The sequence below is a fragment of the bacterium genome, assembly GCA_021372535.1.
Lineage (GTDB): Bacteria > Latescibacterota > Latescibacteria > Latescibacterales > Latescibacteraceae > JAFGMP01.
Genome location: JAJFUH010000183.1, coordinates 32,459 through 51,750 on the forward strand (window position 1 = coordinate 32,459; position 19,292 = coordinate 51,750).

At 51.3% G+C, this 19,292-nt stretch carries 16 protein-coding genes; 5 read left to right on the forward strand and 11 right to left on the reverse strand.

Features of this window, described 5'->3' with window-relative positions; translation table 11 throughout:
• The 11 genes from LLG96_16165 to LLG96_16215 form a co-directional block, all read right to left on the reverse strand.
• Window positions 1-576, reverse strand: a complete 576-nt coding sequence (locus tag LLG96_16165; GenBank protein ID MCE5251744.1) for an RnfABCDGE type electron transport complex subunit G — start codon at window positions 574-576, stop codon at window positions 1-3.
• A complete protein-coding gene (locus tag LLG96_16170) occupies window positions 573-1,655 on the reverse strand; it encodes an RnfABCDGE type electron transport complex subunit D (protein ID MCE5251745.1) in 1,083 nt (360 codons plus the stop codon). Before LLG96_16170 ends, LLG96_16165 begins: the two co-directional genes overlap by 4 nt.
• Entirely contained in the window at window positions 1,639-3,021 is a 1,383-nt protein-coding gene (locus LLG96_16175; protein MCE5251746.1) for a 4Fe-4S dicluster domain-containing protein, read from the reverse strand. The genes LLG96_16170 and LLG96_16175 overlap by 17 nt, the downstream gene beginning before the upstream one ends.
• A 413-nt stretch (window positions 3,022-3,434) precedes the next feature.
• Window positions 3,435-4,238 (reverse strand): glycerophosphodiester phosphodiesterase, encoded by an 804-nt coding sequence (locus LLG96_16180; GenBank protein MCE5251747.1) that lies wholly within the window; start codon window positions 4,236-4,238, stop codon window positions 3,435-3,437.
• 57 nt (window positions 4,239-4,295) lie between these two features.
• The gene (locus tag LLG96_16185; protein MCE5251748.1) at window positions 4,296-6,050 is read right to left on the reverse strand and encodes a BatD family protein; all 1,755 of its coding nucleotides are present in this window, start codon (window positions 6,048-6,050) and stop codon (window positions 4,296-4,298) included.
• 5 nt (window positions 6,051-6,055) lie between these two features.
• Window positions 6,056-6,664 carry an RdgB/HAM1 family non-canonical purine NTP pyrophosphatase gene (rdgB, locus tag LLG96_16190; protein ID MCE5251749.1) on the reverse strand — a complete coding sequence of 203 codons (609 nt, stop codon included), beginning with the start codon at window positions 6,662-6,664 and terminating at the stop codon, window positions 6,056-6,058.
• Window positions 6,661-7,386, reverse strand: a complete 726-nt coding sequence (gene rph / locus LLG96_16195) for a ribonuclease PH (GenBank protein MCE5251750.1) — start codon at window positions 7,384-7,386, stop codon at window positions 6,661-6,663. Before rph ends, rdgB begins: the two co-directional genes overlap by 4 nt.
• 9 nt (window positions 7,387-7,395) lie before the next feature.
• A complete protein-coding gene (locus LLG96_16200; protein ID MCE5251751.1) occupies window positions 7,396-8,205 on the reverse strand; it encodes an ATP-binding protein in 810 nt (269 codons plus the stop codon).
• Between the two features lie 3 nt (window positions 8,206-8,208).
• A complete protein-coding gene (locus tag LLG96_16205) occupies window positions 8,209-9,888 on the reverse strand; it encodes an N-acetylmuramoyl-L-alanine amidase (GenBank protein ID MCE5251752.1) in 1,680 nt (559 codons plus the stop codon).
• Window positions 9,885-10,334 (reverse strand): SsrA-binding protein SmpB, encoded by a 450-nt coding sequence (gene smpB, locus LLG96_16210; GenBank protein ID MCE5251753.1) that lies wholly within the window; start codon window positions 10,332-10,334, stop codon window positions 9,885-9,887. Before smpB ends, LLG96_16205 begins: the two co-directional genes overlap by 4 nt.
• Before the next feature lie 158 nt (window positions 10,335-10,492).
• Window positions 10,493-13,327 (reverse strand): M14 family metallopeptidase, encoded by a 2,835-nt coding sequence (locus LLG96_16215; protein MCE5251754.1) that lies wholly within the window; start codon window positions 13,325-13,327, stop codon window positions 10,493-10,495.
• A 409-nt stretch (window positions 13,328-13,736) separates the two neighbouring features.
• Between LLG96_16215 and LLG96_16220 the strand changes: the two genes are divergently transcribed.
• The 5 genes from LLG96_16220 to LLG96_16240 all read left to right on the forward strand — a co-directional run bounded on the left by LLG96_16220 (window position 13,737) and on the right by LLG96_16240 (window position 19,161).
• Entirely contained in the window at window positions 13,737-14,531 is a 795-nt protein-coding gene (locus LLG96_16220) for an electron transfer flavoprotein subunit beta/FixA family protein (GenBank protein MCE5251755.1), read from the forward strand.
• Between the two features lie 15 nt (window positions 14,532-14,546).
• Window positions 14,547-15,551 (forward strand): electron transfer flavoprotein subunit alpha/FixB family protein, encoded by a 1,005-nt coding sequence (locus LLG96_16225; protein MCE5251756.1) that lies wholly within the window; start codon window positions 14,547-14,549, stop codon window positions 15,549-15,551.
• A 4-nt stretch (window positions 15,552-15,555) separates the two neighbouring features.
• Window positions 15,556-16,980, forward strand: a complete 1,425-nt coding sequence (locus tag LLG96_16230; protein MCE5251757.1) for an FAD-binding protein — start codon at window positions 15,556-15,558, stop codon at window positions 16,978-16,980.
• A gap of 391 nt (window positions 16,981-17,371) precedes the next feature.
• Complete coding sequence (locus LLG96_16235) at window positions 17,372-18,133, forward strand: 2,4-dihydroxyhept-2-ene-1,7-dioic acid aldolase (protein MCE5251758.1); 762 nt, start codon at window positions 17,372-17,374, stop codon at window positions 18,131-18,133.
• A 44-nt stretch (window positions 18,134-18,177) separates the two neighbouring features.
• Complete coding sequence (locus LLG96_16240) at window positions 18,178-19,161, forward strand: hypothetical protein (GenBank protein ID MCE5251759.1); 984 nt, start codon at window positions 18,178-18,180, stop codon at window positions 19,159-19,161.
• The last annotated feature ends 131 nt before the right edge of the window (window positions 19,162-19,292 follow it).

The following is a 19,292-nucleotide window of genomic DNA, read 5'->3' on the forward strand; positions in this document are numbered from 1 at the left end:
TTATTTTTTAAGAAGTTCGAAGTATTCCTGAAAACCCTTGTTCAAAATCTTTACGAGCGCCTTCGATGTTTCGGTCGCACCGGTAATGGCGTCGAATTCTCCCGGGCCGGCGTTACCGGATTTGCTCAGGGCGATTCCTTTCGATACCTTTTTGCCGATAAACGATCTTTGGAAAGAATCCTCTGATATCCTTGACCCGAGCCCAGGTGTTTCCTCCTGGCTGACCACCTTGAAACCGGTGATGGTTTCGCCGTCGAGCGCAACAACGAGCGATATATGTCCCTGAAATCCGCTCCCCTCGAAGGAAACTGCGGTTGCATGGGTCGTCTGCTCGTCGAATAAGGTGAGCTCTCCCGCTTTACGTTCCTTAATGCGTTCGTTGTAGGTACTGATGATTGAGTTCTCGTCGAGCATATCGTAGGGTACACCGAACACATCGAGCACCGTGCGCATCGAGGTTATCTGACGGTTTCTTTCGATGACCGGAGCGATTTTGATATTCACGACGGCAAGCGCCGTTGAGCAGATGACCGCCATGATCACGAGCAGACCTATCATCCAGGCGCGGCTGTTCATGCTCCACCTGCCTTTTTGTATTTCATTGCAAGCACGGCATCATCGATGACCGGGGCGAACATATTCAGAAGCAGGATTGCGAACATCATTCCCTCGGGAAAACCCGAAAGGTTGCGAATCACGATCGTGACAGCGCCGATCAGCCCGCCGTAAATCCATTTTCCGATGCTCGTGAACGGGCTGCTGACCGGATCGGTGACCATGTAAAATGCGCCGAAGAGGAGTCCTCCTCCGGCTAGATGGAAAAGCGGCGATGCGAACGCGGTCGGATTGGCAGCATGCATGAGAGCTGCAAGAACCATGGCCGATACGATCGTTGAAAGAGTCAGACGCCAGTTCGCGATACGTGTATAGAGGAGAAACAGGCCTCCGATGATGATCAGAATCGCCGATGTCTCACCGAGAGAGCCGCTTGTCGAGCCGATGAGCATATCGGTGATGTTCGATGCTGTTCCGTTCTTGAAATCGATCAGAGGGGATGCTGCGGTGACGGCATCGCCCGATTTCACCCAGTGCAAGAATCCACCGGGAAATCCACCGTACGGGGTTACCCATCGCGATGCCATGTGAACCGGGAATGTCACTGCCAAAAACACCCGTCCCACAATCGCGGGATTGAAGATGTTTTTCCCTGTACCGCCGAAAACTTCCTTGCCGAGTATGAGACCGACCGCAAGCCCGACACCGGCCATCCAGAACGGTATGGTCGGCGGGAGTATCATGGGGTAGAGAATACAGGTTACGAACATCCCTTCGGTTACTTCCTCGCCTTTTGCAGTCGCAAATCCCATTTCGATGATGATTCCGAGAACATAGCAGAATATAACGAGCGCGAGACTCCTCCAGCCGAAGAAATAAATCGAGGCAAGGACAGTTGGGGCTGCGGCGCCCATGACCGCGGACATGTACCGTTTGAGGTCGGTGTTGTCCCTGATATGGGGGCCTGCGAGAGGATTGACCGTTTTCAACGAGAAGAAAAATGTCGAGATGGTGCCCCAGGGGTCATTCAGTTTGGTGTTCTCGAATTTTCTGTCGAAAAACTCGATGATTTCTCTGAAGCGGTCAATGAGGAAGTTCATTGGACCTCCTCGATTCGCGATACTCATGTTTTGCTTTTGTAACGACAGCGGAAATCGCTATTTTCGATGGGCACACATAATCGCACAATCCGCATCCGATACAGTCACAGGGCTTGAAACGGTAGCTTTCCTCGGTCTTTCCCGCTTCCACGTATTTCCAGATAAGAAACGGATAAATATTCACCGGGCACACCTCGTCGCAGTAATTACACTGCACACAGGGCCGAACACCGCCGTGGACATTGCTGTCGAGCTGTTTTGGCAGAAGCGGGATATAGTCGGCCATGGTGACCTTCGGGAAACTGTCGAGATTGAACCCCGGATTCATGAATCGCCACAGCTCCCTGACCGCACGCTCCCGTATCACCGAAATCTCTTTGTCTGTGGGACGGACAGACGATGTTCCGGGTGAAGAAATTCCCTCGCCCTCGAAAAGATTGCCGCGCACGATGCGCCATGATTCTTTTTCATCCGACTTCAGGAGACGGCGCTGAATTTCCTCAAACGTCATTCCGATGCGGATACGGTACCACCCGGGCCGTGATACGCCCGGTCCGGCTACCATGAGAATACGGTCGATAAGCGGCCTTCCCTGAGTAAGAGCTTCGGCAAGCTGGATGACATTGACAAAAGGCATGATGGTTATCGACCGGTCGCGAACACCCTCCGGCGAAACAAGCCTCATATGAGCGGCGTCGCGTGCGAGCAGTTCGGGGTGTTCCTGCGGGTATTTATCGGATAGCGTTATGATTTTAGCGTTTTCTCTGATATCCGGCGCGGAAAAAAAACGGGCGGTTTTTCCGGTAACAGTGATAACCGTCTCCGCTTGCGGAAAGAGCGCCTTGAGTATCTTCAGTCCGCCCGGAAACAGGGTGGTATCCGCAAACATCTCAGGCGACCATCCCTGATCGAGGGGACCGTTATGGACTGTATTGACGATAACATGCCGTACGGAACCGCACATATCCGGAGTATCGAACCAATGATCAAAGAGAAGGCTGCAGCCGCTCGAACAGATAAGTCCGAACAACTCCCCGTGATTCAGATGCCAGGGATTCCTTGTATGACCGGCAACGGATTCGAACGATTCAGAACTATCAGGGGTGATGGTTATCCCGCTGTCATCGATAGTGGCAACGTTCCCGCCGACAGGGGCCGGAAAAACGCATTTCGGGGAGCCGTCGCCATGCTCGAAAAGTTTTTCACCGGCACGGATCGAGTCTCCCTGCTTTACAAGCGGAGATACCGATATCAGAGTACCTTTACAGAAGGATATATATGCTTTTTCGGGAACAGGTAGGGCTCTCAGAACAGGTTCCGCTTTGCCCTCAAAATGCTTGAAACTGTAGCCGCCGTGAAAAGCCATAAAAAGAGTATTCCGGTTTGGAGAGTATCGGTTTGAATTTTAAGCTCATATTATACAATTTCCCACAGTGCAATGCAACAAATAATCTGAAAGGACAAAGGGATAATGTGACAAAGTGATTAAGTGACTGAGTGACAGAGGAGTCCGAGGGGATTTTCAGATTCGATGCGGTATTTCATGCCGGGTATTGTTTTATACTGTTTCTTATTTGACTATAGACTAATCGATGTACTATGTCATGTTCATACCCTTATCCCCGACCCATTTTCCATATATGTGAGAAGGGAGATAACATATCGAATCTCAATGTCTTATGTTTCCCTTCTCCCGTTTACGGGAGAGGGGGCAGGGGGTGAGGGTGAACAGAGGTTTGTTGAATTTCATTTTTTAGAAATCATATTACATATCCTGAATTACCGCATCTGTTCTTTGAGCCATGCGGGACGGTTGGTGGTTATTCCATTCACGCCGTACTGCCTGAGCTTCCGGGCAACAGACGGATCATCCACAGTCCATGCGTACAGCGCAAGATCCGCAGACCTGACCGCACCGGCAAATTCTTTTGTCACCCCGCCGTAATGAACGTCGAGCCCGTCAAGGTTGTGTTTTTTTATGATATCGATAAGACCGGCATCGTAAGGCCTGTATGTCCCGCTCGACTCGTTTTTTTTGGATACGGCAAGCCAGTGAACGGGGATTTCGGGCATGAGCACCTTGCATCGCGAAACCGTATCGAGGTCGAAACCGATGATGACGATTGACAGCCTTTTCCCGCTGTTATCGATGACCTCCCTGAGCGCCGGGAGAATGTCAGGGCCGCTCTTGATTTCTATGAAGAGACGTTTCCCGTCAGGAATCGTCCCGATGACCTCATCAAGGAACGGAATGCGTTCACCGGCGTATTCCGGTGATTTGAAGCTCCCGGCATCGAGTTCTCGCAGTGCTTCGGAGGATGTTTCGTTTACCATAAGGTCGACGCCGGTTATCCGTTTTGTCGTGGCATCGTGAATGACAGCTATTTTTCCGTCCTTCGTCATATGAACATCCACCTCAACCGCATCGGCGCCGAGTTCCCAGGCAAGTTTAACCGCCGCGAGGGTGTTTTCCGGGGCGCGATACGATGCTCCGCGATGGGCAATGATAGCTGGAGTGCTGCCGCACCCGTTCAACAGCATAATGACTGCGGTGAACAGAAAGAGGGTATATAATTCATTCATAATTGACTCCGATTTCGAAATTCTGATGAACAGCTCCGCAGTTCTGTGGCAGGTAGTTCAATGAATATTCTTCAACATGGAAATGATTTGAACCGTATCCCGAATAACATTTTCAGGATTCACAGAATTATCAAACGAAGATGAAAACACATTGAAATCACATATCTCGATTATCGTCCGTATTCGTTCCGCAAGCTCAGGCGCCGCTCCATGACGGATGATGATGTCCTCAAGCTCCGCCGGGACAGTCATGACAGTATCGATAGTGAATATATCTTCGATATAACCCGTTATTGTCTCATGTATGGTGCGGTAAAATCCTTTCATATCGTTTTGGCCGATCAGGTGTGAAGCATCATCCAGCCGTTTCGTTGCCCGCTTCAGAGCTGTGCGCTTACGCTGCATACTCCTGTCGCTTATAATTCTGTCATGTCTTCTTTTCGCCCCGTACGAAATAAAAAACACTGCGCAGGGAACGATATATAAGAGAAATATAAAGTGAAATGTGCGAGGATTTTTTCCGGAGTTTTCAAGTACTGATTTATCGGGCTTGATATAGCGGATATCAGAAGCGATGTGAGCAATGTCTTCCTGAATATCTTGCGGAATGACCGAATGTTCTTTAACCGCTGTTCCGGGTGAGACGGTCAATGTCACCGGCTTGGTGGAAACCGTATGATAGCACTTATCGCGGGGATTGAAATAGGAAAGAGCAAACGAACCGACAGTATAGGAGCCTTCCTTCGGGGGCACGAGAGAATAATTCCATGTTTTTGTGCCGCCGACCGTCAGGCCGTTTTTTGTTATATCTTCGCTGACATGAGGGCCGTATGTTCTGAATGCGGACAAGTCAGGTTCGGTGAGGCTCGAAACAAGGCCGAGGTTACCCTGGCCGGTCAGTGTAACGGTCACGGTAACTTCGTTGTCTGCATCGAGTTCTGTCGGTTGTACCGATGCTGTGATCGAAAATTTCCCCACCGCACCGGCAAACGAGGATGGTCTGTCATTTTCCGGCAGCGGCCTGATATGGAGAACAATCGGCTCCGAGATAAGCTGGCCCCATTGGGTTATCAGACCTTTAACAGAAGAGTAGGTCAGGTTTGCAGATCCAATGACCAGATCACCTGATGTTGCCGGGAAAAGGGCGATTCTGTAAACGTTGAACCAGCACTGTTCGCCTTTGATACGGATCGATTTTTCCATTACTCCCGGCATTTCTACCGACCAGAATCCGGCTACCGGTGGTGCGGTGTAATTCGTATCCGTATTGTAAATATTGTCGAAATGGGTTAATTCGAACAATACCTGTTCACCGACATAAGGATCTTTTTTATTGACCGATGATGTGACAAAGATATATCTGTCATCTCCCGGGAACGTGTGATTCGTTTGGAGTTTGTCCGGTTTAAGGAGCGGCGGCCCATCGACGACTTCGACAGAATTACCCTCGTTGAATGAGCGTACCCAGTTGGTCTTTCCCACGGTGAACGTTCCGGTTTTCAGGGGAATGAGCTGGTAAGTCTGAACGATGGTGCATTGCAGGTTTTTGTTTTGAGAATGTAATTGAACTGTGGTATATGCCCATATCGTACTGAACTCCGGTGTCGGAAAAAGCCGGGGATAATATTCCTTGAATCGTGAGGGGCCTGTTGCGGTAACCGTAAGGACAAGCCTGTCATGGAGGGAAATCCGTGAAGCGCTGATTGTCGATGACAGCGTGTTCTCCTGGTCCTGGGCAGAGAGGACGCTGCTCATTACACATATTAGGACAAGAAACGAACCGCAGATTTTTCCCCGTTCTCCAAGCCGCAAAGCCTTCACTCCTCGTCACAGGATTTCCCCAGGATTTCCTCGCTTTCAACAGCACATTTGAACGCATGCATCGCCTTGCCCCGGTGGCTTATGGTGTTTTTTATATCGAGGGGAATTTCGGCAAATGTCAGACCGAGGGGCTCATAGAGAAACAGCGGATCGTACCCGAAACCGCCATCCCCGCGCTGTTCATGGATTATTATCCCATCACTGACACCAATAGTGGTCCATTCGAAACCATCAGGGCGGACAAGAGCGAGCGCACAGACAAACCGGGCGGTTCTCAGGTGATCCGGCACATCCCTGAGAAGATCGAGAAGCTTGCTGTTCCGCTCTTCGGTGGTCGGCGCAAAACGGGCCGACATGACCCCCGGAATGCCATTGAGAGCATCGACCTCGAGACCGCTGTCATCAGCAAGGGACATGATTCCCGTAAACGATGATGTCACGCGGGCTTTTATGAGAGCGTTTTCAAGGAACGTGGCGCCATCCTCGATTATATCCGGCATATCGGGATAATCTTTGAGCGAAGTAACGGAGATGTCATGTCCCGCGAGGAGTTTTTCAAACTCGGTGATCTTACCGGGATTGGTTGTGGCTATCACGAGTTTCATGATATATGCAGGGTTGCTTTCTGTATTTCGATAATGGTATGGATTGCCGGTTCCGCCGCATCGAGCATGGCATCGAGCGTGCTCCGGTCGAACGTTCTGTGTTCAGCTGTCCCCTGTATCTCGACGAGCTCCCCCGCTTCGGTCATGACTATGTTCATATCCACATCAGCGCCGGAGTCCTCGGCGTAGGTGAGGTCGAGGGCAAGGGCGCCGTTAACCATACCGGCGCTTATGGCCGCAACGAGACCGTTCATGGGATTGTCCCTGATCTTGCCCTTTTCGAGCATCCATGTCAGCGCATCATGGAGCGAAACCGCTGCGCCGATGATCGATGCGGTTCGTGTGCCGCCGTCCGCTGAAATGACATCGCAATCAATGGTGATTGTGTGTTCGCCGAGACTCTTATAGTCGGTTACCGCTCTCATGGCGCGGCCGATCAGGCGCTGGATTTCCATCGTTCGCCCGTTCTGCTGAGGAGAAGAGGACGGACGCCGGTTACGGGTATGGGTGGAACGCGGCAGCATGCCATACTCTGCGGTTATCCAGCCGGAATCCTGTCCGGCGAGCCACTGCGGCACAAAGTCCGTCACACTCGCTGAGGTGATGACGCGTGTTCCTCCGAGGTCAACGAGACAGGAGCCTTCCGCATGGGGAAGGTAATTCCGCATCAGGGTCAGCGGGCGGATTTCGTCCGGCTGACGGTTGTCGGGACGTTTATTCATGGGCTTCGATCAGGTAAAGTTGTGTTCCCTGAGGTATTTATCGCGATAATCAGGGAGGTCGACCTTGATAACGGAGCACATTTCCTTGATACGGGAATGTATGCGCCCGTGGGCGATTTCTTTGTAATCGTTTATGTGAATGTTCGAGGTGATAATGGTCAGATGCTCCATCTCGTACCGTGAATCGATGAGGTTGTAGAGCATCTCCGATTCCCATTCCGTATTGCGCTGAACTCCAAAATCATCGACCACGAGGAACGGAATTTCAATGAGCGCGTCAAGAATCTGGCCTCCGGAGCCGTACAACTCGTCGGTACTGTCATACGACCGTTTCAGCCGCTGGAAAAATTGGCGTGAGAGATCGACGAATCTGCCGCCAAGAGCGTACTTGAGCATGAGCTCCTGGAGTATGATGCAGGCAAGGAGTGTCTTTCCGCTGCCGGCGGCGCCCCAGAAATAGTACCCTTTCATCGTATCAGGCCGGGGTTCGATGTCGCGCACGACCGTAGTTACCATGCCGATCAGTTTTTGTGCAACATCATTGACGATTTCGAAATCCTCGATAAATTTCCACTTGTACTTATTGGGGACCTGGGCTTCTTTGAACGCTTTTCTTACCGTGGCAAGCTTCAGCCGTGCGCTCCTGCAGGGACACCAGGAGAAATTACCCTTGTTGTCGAACACCTGGTAGGGTTCGGCACCCCCGCAGGAACACAGCTTCTCTATACAGTCGCATATCCGGAGCTCGCCATGTGTACCGGCTTTGATGTCTCGGTCATAAATAATACCGCTCGAACCGCATATTCTGCATCGTTTCATTGCCTACTGGCTCCTCGATACGGTAAAGAGGTCTCGTTCCACGCCTTTTTTAAACAGTATGACAGCCTCGTAAATAGAAGCAGCTATTCGTTTCTGGTGGCTGGCGAGCCTGAGCATTTTTTCCTCTTTTGGATTGGAGATGAAACCGACTTCAAAGAGAACACTCGGCATGACTGCCTGTGTATTACGCATCACGAGGAACCCCGCCTGCTTGACTCCGCGATTTTCCTGGCGGGTTGAGGACACGGTGGTGTCGAGGAGGATGGAGCACATGCTCTGGCTTTCTTTAAGGAATACGTTTGAAACCATGTCGAACTGGATTTCCTTGAGTTCCTTTGATATATCATTGTTATCGAACATTTTTGCGTACTGCTGCGGGTTGTCCTCGAATGCAATCACCGCGTTCTCACGTTCCGCAACCCGTTTTGCGTCCTCGGTTTTTGCATCTGAGAGAAAATACACTTCGATACCGGAAACATTTTTGCTTTTGGTTGCATTGGCATGAATGCTGACAAAAAGCTTGCCGCTTTTGAGAGCAGTCCTCGCCCGCTCGTGGAGAGGAACAAAGACATCGGTGTCGCGAGTGAGAATGACCTTGACTTCTTTCTGTTTGTCGGCGATTTTCTTCAATTCCTTTGCGATGGCGAGCACAACGTCCTTCTCCTGCGTTCCACCAGGCCCCACCGCTCCCGGGTCTATGCCGCCGTGGCCCGGGTCGATCACAATGGTGTCAATAACCCAGAGATCACCGTTGACATTCGGTTCAACCGGAATACTCGCCACGGGTTCGGGCGGTTTTTCGGCCAGCGACGCGATCGTATTCAACCGTTTACGGCGGAGGGATATGAGAAGTTCATGTGGCCTGGAACCTCTGGTCACATCGTAATTTTCCATGTCGTCCGAAACGAGGAACGAAACGATCAGCTCCCCGTTACCGGGAAAGGTTCTGAGTGAGCGAACCATGCCGACAGGCTGCATCACGGTGAGTGAATCGGGATCGAATATCCCGTCCTCCAACCGCAGATGAAGCCACCGCTGACCGTTGATAGACTGAAGCGTATCCTTGCAAGCCAGCGATTCCGCAAGCTCTATTCTGATGAGCGTCCCCTGGGTTCGTTCTTCAAATGACACCGACCGCACGGAGCCTGTCATGCCTTCCGTAATAACCGCCCGCACTCTTTCATCCCAGCGGATCGAACCGTTGAGAAGCGTTGAAAACAGCGGCAGTACTGTCGAAGCCGGAGCATATAACGCTCCATGAACCAGACATGACGGAGCCATCATGTTCACTGTGGCGCCGTTACACTGTGCAAATCGTGAACGGTTTTGGAGTGTCAGTGTTTTAGCACCTCTTTTCACCGTGAGGCTGTTGATAAGAGGATTATAATCGATTTTGAGCCTGAATGCCTCGGCGAGCTCGACCATCGACACATACGGTATTCTGTCGACCGGTACGACGGAAACCGACGAGAGATTGGCGGAATCAGCCCGAAACGCTCCGAGACAGGTTATAAAGGAAGCAATAATGACGGAAACGATGATCCTGTAACAAGAGGTCTTGATATTTGCCCAAAAGTGGTCAAAAATTCTGTCCTTGACCGGTAATAATGAGCGGAAGATAGTCTGAAATGCCGGGAGATAATCCGGTGACTGTACGGGAGTCTCATTGTATCGCGCTTTCATAAGGCCGCCTTTTTACGGGCACGGTCGATCTCACGCCGAGCGTCGCGTGAGGCTTTATCCTCACGTTTATCGTAGAGATGCTTTCCCCGCGCCAGTCCAAGTTCTACCTTGACTCGACCCCCGTTTAAATATAATGATAATGGAACAATTGTCAATCCTTTCTCTTCGATGCTTTTACGAAGCCGTTCGATTTCGGCTGAATGCAGAAGCAATTTCCGTTTCCGGAGAGGGTCATGATTAAAAATATTCCCCTGTTCATAGGGGCTTATATGTAAGCCGATAAGCCAGAGCTCGTTATCGATCACCCTGGCATAGCTGTCATTGAGATTGACATGTCCCAGCCGTATCGACTTGACTTCAGTTCCCTGGAGAACGATACCTGCTTCGTACTTCGAGAGAATGAAATAATCGTGATAGGCTTTCTTGTTTTTGGTAGCAATTTTCATGGTGTTAATATAATGGCTGGATATACAGGTAATCAACGTGTTTTATGGTTGTTCAATGGTTTGGGCCAGATAAAGAACCTCGAATTACTCAAACCTGACGAAAACGGTGCACGCAGGTATAAACGATGAATCTGCCTGTGATTTCCTGCTTTTTGTTCCTACCATTCGACCATACGTTCTGTTCCGAAGCCCGGTCCGAGTAGGATACTGTTCAGAAATATCCGCGCGGTGCCGTAAAAATACGAGCGGAAATCGGGATCGCCGGCAAACAGGATAATCTGTCCCTTGTCGCTGGCCTCACGGGTTACATAGGCTGTTTTTTCCCAGCGTGCCCTCGCTTCCGGCCAGAGCAGTCCCGACAGTCGCAGATGAGCCGAGTCACCGAAACGCGCTGCTGTCTCCACAGGATTTTTCGAGAGGAAAGCGTATGAGGTATACACGATCGCCGGGACCTGAGCCCCTGCTCCGAAACCAAGCCAGTGCTCCCCGTTCACATCGGCGCGGAGAATGGCGCCGCGGGGCATATAGAGCCGCTGCTTTGCGTCACGATCCGACAATTCGTCGGCGGTCAGTTCGGGTTTACCGTTCTTCTCTTTTTCCTTGTCTTTCTCACGGGTTTTCGCGGGTTCCTTACCCTCCCAGACCGCAAGACTGTCTATGACCGAAAGCCCCGCCTTCTCTTCCCATAGCACGGCTTCGCGGTACGAATCGATGTCCTTCAGCACCTGACGGTACAATCTGACATTACTGAACGCGGTTGTGCTGTCGGCAAGGAATGAGGCGGCAGCGCCAATTCCTATCAGCGTTCCTCCGTTATTGACCCATTCCCGGACTTTTTTCATGTCCTGTTCGCCGAGAATCTTTTTATATGTCTCGGGACTCCCGCCCGCCGAGGGGAGTATCAGTACGTTATATTTCCGCAGGTCGAAATTATCGAAGTAATTGTTATCGATAACCGTATGCGGACACTTCATCTCGTAATCAAGGAGATACCACAGCGCCCCGAAATGGGACATGTCGATGTCGGGACCGGCCAGAAGGGCAATTCGGGGTTCGGTGAGCAGTCTGAATTCATTCCCGCCCAGGTCCGGCCCGTCCTCGCTCAGCGCCGTATCGACCCCGTACACGGAGACGTGTGCGGAACGGGCTATCGCCTGCATCTCGCCGCTTACCGACCGGGGATTTTCATTCAGCCTCACGAGCAGGCTGCCCCGGGAAAAGGAGCGTCCTCCGGCCCTGAACGGCTTTTCGGCGGAACGCACGGTGTATCCGCGATTGAAGAGCTGTATAAGCGCATCGACGGCGCAATCGTCGCGAAAATCGATGAGAAATCCGAAAGCCGGTGCGGGATTGTCAACCGATCCTTCGGGTTCGGGCATGCCTTTGAGCCGGGCCGTATTCCCGGGAGGTGCTTCCGGGGACACACAGGCATCGACGTCATAGGCGAGCAGCATCGACCATGCGCTGACCTCGTACATCTGTGTGCCTTTTCCTTTTTCGAGGTGTTCACGCTCTGTCCGGAGAAAAGCGGTCGACATGCGCGGATCGAATTCGAGGATGGCGTTGATGAGCGGCCGGAGCGGTTGAGAAAGGTTGATGATATACGTGCCTTTCGGAAGCGTCTTCGTAACGGGGAGCGAGTCACGGAAACTCATGCAGTTTTTAAGCTGAAAATTCTCCTGTGCTGTGTCTACTTCGATTCCCTGGATGAGCAGCCGCTCCACGAGACGGCGGGCACGTGAAGGATTTACGCCCGGATCGATGTAATACGCCCGGATTTCGCCTTTGGAGGGCGGCGAGACAGCTTCCTTTTTCGACGAATAATAATCGCCGAGCAGGGCGGTGCTGTTACGGGCGGCGGTTGTGATATTCGCAAGGGAGCTGATAAACTGGTGGTGCACAGCCTCACGAAATGTCAGCATGGTGCCGTCCGGCCGTTTGACCTGTGAACCGTCCGTCTGCGCCTGTTCATACAGGATTCCCACGGCGCCGGTGAAGTACGGCCACGATTCGCCGTAACCGGGGTACCAGTCATCCGCCCATTCACGGGTGTAATAGCTCCAGCCGTACCGGTCGAACGCCTGTGACTGTTCCGCCGCGAACACTCGCCACCAGTCGCGTATGGTCTTGTTTATATGGGGATTGATCGGCTCGCGTGGCGGGTTGAAGAAATATGTGTCATACATTCCCATTTCATGCGCATCGACCACGACCTGGGGATTCCATTCGAGGAGGGTTTTGACACGGGCGCGGCTTTCGGGCTGTGACAGGATGAACCAGTCGCGGTTCATGTCGAAGAGGTAGTGGTTCGTCCGTCCCCACGGCCAGACGCCGGTATGTTGGATACTCTGGCCGTCCGTGCTTGACATGACGCCATTCCATACTTTCATCTGGGCAAGGAAGCGTTCGCGGCCATCGGGATTCTCCATGGGATCGATTCCCACGATTACCTTGTCGAGGAGACCGACAGTCGTCGAGTCGGTTCCGGCTGCGAGATGGTATGCAAGCTGAAGAGATGCATCGACCCCCGAAAGCTCGTCGCCGTGAACGGAATACATCATCCAGACCACTATCGGAGAGGTTTTTATGATGTCACGGGCAGTATCCTCCGATGACAGTGTCCTCGGATCGGACAGATATGACAGATTTTTCTTGATATTTTCGATACGCCCGATATTCTCACCGGAACTGATAATAAGATAGTAAAGAGTCCGGTTCTCGTGAGTCGAGCCTGATTCGAACATGAGCACTCGGGGTGATCGTTCCGCGAGCGTTTTAAAATAACGGACGGCCTCATCGTAACGGGCGGGCCTGTCGCCGTGTAAGAATCCGATAACTTCCGCGGGCGTCGGGATTTCACTGGCATACCGGGCATCCGGAAAGAAGGGAGGTTTTCCTTCCTGAGCATGGATTATAGGGATAAAAAAGCCGGAAATTAAACATGCAGCGACCACAATCTTCACCAAAAAAACGCTATGCACAGTCAGACGCATATAGAACCTCCCGTTCAGAAAGTCATGATATTCAGGAAAACCGCATAATCAATGTGTATAGAAATTAATGATAACGTGATATCGTCACGGACATCCTTTCGGATATGGAATAACCTGACAATAAACGAAAATAGTATACAGGACATGCGTGCACAACCTGTTATTTCTCTGAATTGATACTCTCACCGGCAGTTTCAAATGCCAAAGATACTCTTTTTCCTGGCCGAATACACTCCGTGTATGGAAAAAATTTCCGGATTCTTTTTTCTCCGTGTCTCCGTGGTTAAATTCCATACTTTTTCAAAACCACTTGAACTTGCAAGACTAATAAAATATATTAAAAAATCTTATATCGCTCTTGTGATGAATATTCGTTTTTTTTCAATAATACAGCAACGAGGGGGGTTACATGCGGATAATCGTACCCATTAAGCAGGTCCCCGAAACGGGGAATGTCAAGATGGATGAAAAAACAGGAACCATGATCCGTGAAGGGGTCGAGAGTATCGTGAATCCGCTCGATCTCTACGCGATAGAATGCGCGCTCCAGTTGAAAGAAGAGCACGGCGGAACGGTAAAGGTGCTTTCCATGGGCCCGCCTAAGGCTGAAAAAGCGATCAGGGAAGCGCTGTCGATGGGGTGTGATGATGGTATCCTTCTGACCGACAAGGCATTCGCTGGGTCCGATACATGGGCTACCTCGTATGTTCTCAGCGAGGCGGTCAGGACCATGGGTGATTATGACATCATAATCGCCGGTATCAGGGCGACCGATGGAGATACCGGCCAGGTCGGACCCGAGATGGCTTCCATGCTCGACCTCCCCCTTGCAACATTCGTAAGCAGAATCGTTTCGATTGACAGCAGCTCGGTGACTGTTGAACGGCTGATCGAGGGCGGGTACGAAACGCTCAGGCTTCCTTTGCCCTGCCTGTTGACTGTTGTCAAGGAAATAAGCTCGCCACGGCTTCCGACACTGCGCGGCAAACAGGCCGCCCGTACAAAGGAGATCGTTCCGAAAGGCAGGAACGACCTTACGGTCGAGGGCGCAAAACTCGGCCTCGATGGGTCTCCGACACGGGTGGTGAAAATCATGAAACCCAAAGTCACCAGAAACGGAATCATGATTGACATAAAAAAGACTGGCGTGAAAAAAGCTGTTGATGAACTTATACAATTTCTCGCAGCGAAAGACTTTGTATAACAGGAGGTTAATTCGTTGGCTCAAGAGGTCTGGACATTTGCCGAACAGGATGAGGGGCGTATCGAGTCCATCTCATTTGAACTCCTGACACGGGGAAGGGCGCTTGCGGATAAACTGGGCACGAAGCTTGCTTCGGTCGTTCTGGGTTCTTCCGTCGATCCCGGTGGTATACAGGAGTTGTTCGAGCGAGGCGCTGATAAAGTATATCTGGCTGAAAATACTAAGCTTGCACACTATCTTAACGATCTTTATGCGAATGTGCTCTCGCATCTGATCAAAACATATGAACCGGAAATCTTTCTCGCCGGGGCAACGACGACGGGGCGGAGCGTCATGCCCTATGTGGCCGCCAAGACCACAACCGGTCTCACCGCCGACTGTACGGAGCTCGATATCGAGGAGGGCACGGGAAATCTCCTCCAGACACGACCGGCTATCGGCGGCAATATCATGGCGACCATTAAAACACCGAACCACCGTCCCCAGATGGCGACCGTCCGTCCGCGCTCCACACCCATTCCGCCGTTTGTAAAAGGCAGAACCGGTGAAATCGTACGGGTACCAATTCCCGATGAGATTCTGAAAGGCCGCGAGGAGCGTCTCGGTTTCCGTCCCATGGAAGGCGGGGAGATCAATATCGAGGAAGCCGACAGGGTCGTTTCGGGAGGCCGCGGATTTAAAAAGGGCGAGAACTTCAAAATGCTCTATGATCTCGCACACAGGCTCGATGCGGCTGTCGGTGCGAGCAGGGATGCAATCGACCGCGGCTGGGCGGAATATCCCCATCAGGTGGGATTGAGCGGTAAAACGGTCGTTCCGAAGCTCTATATGGCTTTCGGTATTTCCGGCGCCATTCAGCATCTTGCAGGGATGAAAACCTCGGAAACGATCGTTGCGGTCAATACCGATCCCGATGCCCAGATTTTCCAGGTTGCTGATTTCGGAATCGTGGGTGATCTGTTCGAGATCATTCCGGAACTCATCAAGGAACTTGACAGGCGGAAAGCTGAAAAGGAATAGAGATATGAATGCTGTTCGATATGGTAAGATTGATCAGGAAATTATCCGGAAATTGAAGGATATCGTCGGTGAGCAGTATGTGGTCACCGACGCTGAGAAGATGGAGCCCTATTCTCACGATGAGGTGGCCGACACGGAATATGCCCACATGCCCGATGTGGTTGTGAAGCCGCGAACCGCCGAGGAAATCGCCGCCATGGTCAGGCTGGCGAACGAGAAGCTGATACCGATCACTCCGCGCGGTGCTGGCAGCGGACTTTCGGGCGGTGCGGTGCCCATTTGCGGCGGCATTCTCCTGTCGGTAGAGCGTATGAACCAGATTCTCGAAATCGACACCGAAAATATGATGGTGGTTGTCGAGCCCGGTGTCGTCACCAACGAGATTAACGAGAAGCTCAAGGATTACGGGCTTTTCTTCGCCGGATATCCCATGAGCCTCGAAACATGCTATGTCGGCGGCAATGTCGCTGAAAACGCCGGCGGCGGCAAGGCGGTGAAGTACGGTGTCACGGAACGGTACATCATGGGGCTCGAGTTTGTCACCCCTACGGGCGAGATTGTAAAAGCCGGAGGGAAGATCATCAAGGATGTGACCGGATACAATATCCGCATGCTCATGGTCGGCTCGGAAGGAACGCTCGGTATAATCACCAAGGTTATCATCAAGCTCCTGCCGGTCCCCAAGGCGCAGGTCGATCTCCTCGCGCTGTTTCCCGATGTACAGACAGCGATTTCGGTCGTCCCGAAGATCATGACGCAGGGCGGTGTCATTCCAACCGCCATCGAGTTCATGGATCAGCTTTCGGTTCACACCTCGTGCGGGTACCTCAATGAATCCATTCCCTACCAGAAAGCGGGCGCCATGCTGCTCATTACGGTGGATGGCAGCGACGAGCAGATTGTCGAGCGCGATTATGATACCATCGGTAATCTCTGCATGGACAACGGCGCTATCGAGGTCTATGTCGCGGACAACTACACCACCTCGGAACGGCTGTGGAGCGTGCGGCGCAATATCGCCGAAGCGTTCAAGGTAGTCAGCCCGCATCAGAGTCTCGAGGATATCGTAGTACCGACCGCGCAGATACCTGACCTCATGCCGGAGATAGCCAGGATTTCAAAAAAGTACAACATGCAGATTCCATGCTACGGACACGCCGGGGACGGTAACCTGCATGCGACACCCATCAAGAATCCCGCCGATTCGATGGATGAATGGCATCGTAAACTTCCACTGGCGCTCGAGGAGCTCTACACTGCGACGCTCAAGCTCGGCGGTACCCTGAGCGGGGAGCACGGCATCGGCCATAAACGCAAGAAGTACATGCACATCGTCAAGTCGGATGCGGAGCTCGAATTCATGCGGCGCATCAAGCGGGCGGTCGATCCGAACAACATCATGAATCCGGGAAAGATTTTTGATGTATGAGTCATTGACGGCACGTATTGCACAATCTCCGGGGGGGCGGTTAACTGTATGCCGCCCTCTTTGTTATGAATCTGCGGGTTTTACAGACGTATTCAAGCGATACTGCCGACATCTGTCGTATGAATAAATCTGTTTTACCAGATATTATTAGCCTGGATTATCTATGAGAATATTTCACCACAAAACACAAATTGATATAATAGATTATTTATACTATCTTTTGAAATTGCCGATAGATCACATCTGAAAAGAATAAAACAATAAATCCGCGAACATCCGCATTCCGTTAAATATTTGCGAACAGGACGGATTAACATCAATGGTTATTTATTAAAATATACAGTTACCGGTGCGTATTTCATTTTAAATCCGTTAATCCCATGAGGTTGCCATGCCGAATGAAACGTTTCTGGACAAGCTGCGGAGAAAAGACACCCTTATCGGAACAGCGCTTACGCTGTCTTCACCCGAGGTTGCTGAAATACTGTCTGATTCAGGTTTTGACTGGCTTTTTCTCGATACTGAGCACACTACTCTCGATGTTGATGATATTCAGGTAATTCTCGGCGTGGTTCATGGACCCTGCCATTGCATTGTTCGTGCTCCCGCGAATGATGAGGTCTGGATAAAAAAACTGCTCGATACGGGGGTCGAAGGCATCATTATTCCGCTGGTAAACACAGCCGAGGAAGCGCGAAAGGTAATCAGGCTGTGCAAGTATCCCCCTCTGGGAGCGCGGAGCGTGGGAATGTCCAGGGCTCAGAAATATGGAATGAATTTCGCTGAATATGTCGCGCATGCCAATGAGCGTGTAGCGGTAATTATACAGATCGAGCATAAAGATGCTGTTGAAAATATCGATTCGATTCTTGCTGTTCCGGGAATCGATGCTGTTTTTGTGGGACCGTATGATTTGTCGGGGAGCATGGGGAAAATCGGAAAAGTCAGGGATCAGGAAGTTCTGAGCGCAATCAACAGGGTCAGGGAAGCGTGTTCGAAATCAGGGATGCCCATCGGTATTTTCGGATTCGATACTGAAGCAGCAAAAGAGTATATCAAACAGGGCTTTACACTGGTTACCGTGGGTATGGATACCGTTTATCTCTGGAAATCGGCTCATGCGGTTATTGATGCGCTCCGTGGTTCGAAATGAAAGTAAGGTAGATAAAATAAATTACAGAATTCCTGGAATATCGCATGAATGGCAACAAATCATGTAAGATAAGGGATATCCGGTTTTGGTCGGTTTTACGGAAGACAGGGTATGATATTCTATTAATCTCTCTTCTCATGATGTGGATACCCTCGGAATGTCGCTGTGAGACCGGAACTGTTTCGTCACCCCATATCGTCGTACAGTATGAGGACATCGGGGAAAGGTATGCACGGCTCGTTTCAGAGTCCGCCGAACAGAGTTTCCGGGTCATTACCGCCGAGCTCGGACATGTGCCTGAAAAACCCTTAACGATAATCCTCACCGGCACCGACGAGGAATTCAGTAAAGCAACCGAGGGAGTGCTTCCAGACTGGAGCGCGGCGGCTGCCATGCCGGGAAACAGAATCGTTGTATCCCCTCTGCCCGGTCTGAAAATGGAAATCGAGCGGATTCTCGCCCATGAAATTGTCCATTGTGTCATTTATGATGCCGCCGGAGGAACGTTCGTACCGCGCTGGTTTCACGAGGGTTGTGCCGAGGCCTTGTCGGGCGAATGGGGAATCCGCGGCAGGCTCTATATGGTATGGAAGGTTTCTCGCGGTGAGCTCATGTCATTCCGGGATATCGAAGATGTGTTTTCGGCACGCGGGGCCGATGTTACCCTTGCTTATGATCAGTCGCTCCTGGCGGTGAATCGCCTGGGAACACTGCGTGGTCCTTCCGTTGTGCCGCTGATACTCGGAAACCTGTCGCGGGGATATGAATTTGACCGTGCATTTTTCGAGGCTTCCGGTTTAACGACCGCGGAATTTGAGCGTGATTATCTGGATTCTGTCCGCAGGGCATATGGCAAACGGATGCTTCTCACATATATACCCGGCACATGGACGATCATACTGCTCTTGTCTTTTTTTGTATACATTATCAAGCGAAGGCGGAATAAACGTCTCATGAGCCAGTGGGAGGTTGTCGATGCCGCCGAGAACATCATACGGTTCAGGCCCGGACCGCCATCCGAAGAGTAACAGGAACAGCTCTTGTTTTTGATAAAATTCAAGAAGCTGCGAATTTACGTGGATTTGTATTTTTCCTGTTGATAATCAAAGTCCTTGACATTATTATGATAAATACTATATTTTTCTATAGTATGCGGTTG

What these genes read in the sequence shown, in the direction of transcription:
- LLG96_16170 (MCE5251745.1), bottom strand. Translation starts at nt 1,655, where the DNA reads ATGAACTTCCTCATTGACCGCTTCAGAGAAATCATCGAGTTTTTCGAC.
- LLG96_16235 (MCE5251758.1), top strand. Translation starts at nt 17,372, where the DNA reads ATGCCGAATGAAACGTTTCTGGACAAGCTGCGGAGAAAAGACACCCTT.
- LLG96_16230 (MCE5251757.1), top strand. Translation starts at nt 15,556, where the DNA reads ATGAATGCTGTTCGATATGGTAAGATTGATCAGGAAATTATCCGGAAA.
- LLG96_16205 (MCE5251752.1), bottom strand. Translation starts at nt 9,888, where the DNA reads ATGAAAGCGCGATACAATGAGACTCCCGTACAGTCACCGGATTATCTC.
- LLG96_16200 (MCE5251751.1), bottom strand. Translation starts at nt 8,205, where the DNA reads ATGAAACGATGCAGAATATGCGGTTCGAGCGGTATTATTTATGACCGA.
- LLG96_16175 (MCE5251746.1), bottom strand. Translation starts at nt 3,021, where the DNA reads ATGGCTTTTCACGGCGGCTACAGTTTCAAGCATTTTGAGGGCAAAGCG.
- rph (MCE5251750.1), bottom strand. Translation starts at nt 7,386, where the DNA reads ATGAATAAACGTCCCGACAACCGTCAGCCGGACGAAATCCGCCCGCTG.
- LLG96_16240 (MCE5251759.1), top strand. Translation starts at nt 18,178, where the DNA reads ATGAATGGCAACAAATCATGTAAGATAAGGGATATCCGGTTTTGGTCG.
- LLG96_16220 (MCE5251755.1), top strand. Translation starts at nt 13,737, where the DNA reads ATGCGGATAATCGTACCCATTAAGCAGGTCCCCGAAACGGGGAATGTC.
- LLG96_16165 (MCE5251744.1), bottom strand. Translation starts at nt 576, where the DNA reads ATGAACAGCCGCGCCTGGATGATAGGTCTGCTCGTGATCATGGCGGTC.
- LLG96_16215 (MCE5251754.1), bottom strand. Translation starts at nt 13,327, where the DNA reads ATGCGTCTGACTGTGCATAGCGTTTTTTTGGTGAAGATTGTGGTCGCT.
- LLG96_16180 (MCE5251747.1), bottom strand. Translation starts at nt 4,238, where the DNA reads ATGAATGAATTATATACCCTCTTTCTGTTCACCGCAGTCATTATGCTG.
- rdgB (MCE5251749.1), bottom strand. Translation starts at nt 6,664, where the DNA reads ATGAAACTCGTGATAGCCACAACCAATCCCGGTAAGATCACCGAGTTT.
- smpB (MCE5251753.1), bottom strand. Translation starts at nt 10,334, where the DNA reads ATGAAAATTGCTACCAAAAACAAGAAAGCCTATCACGATTATTTCATT.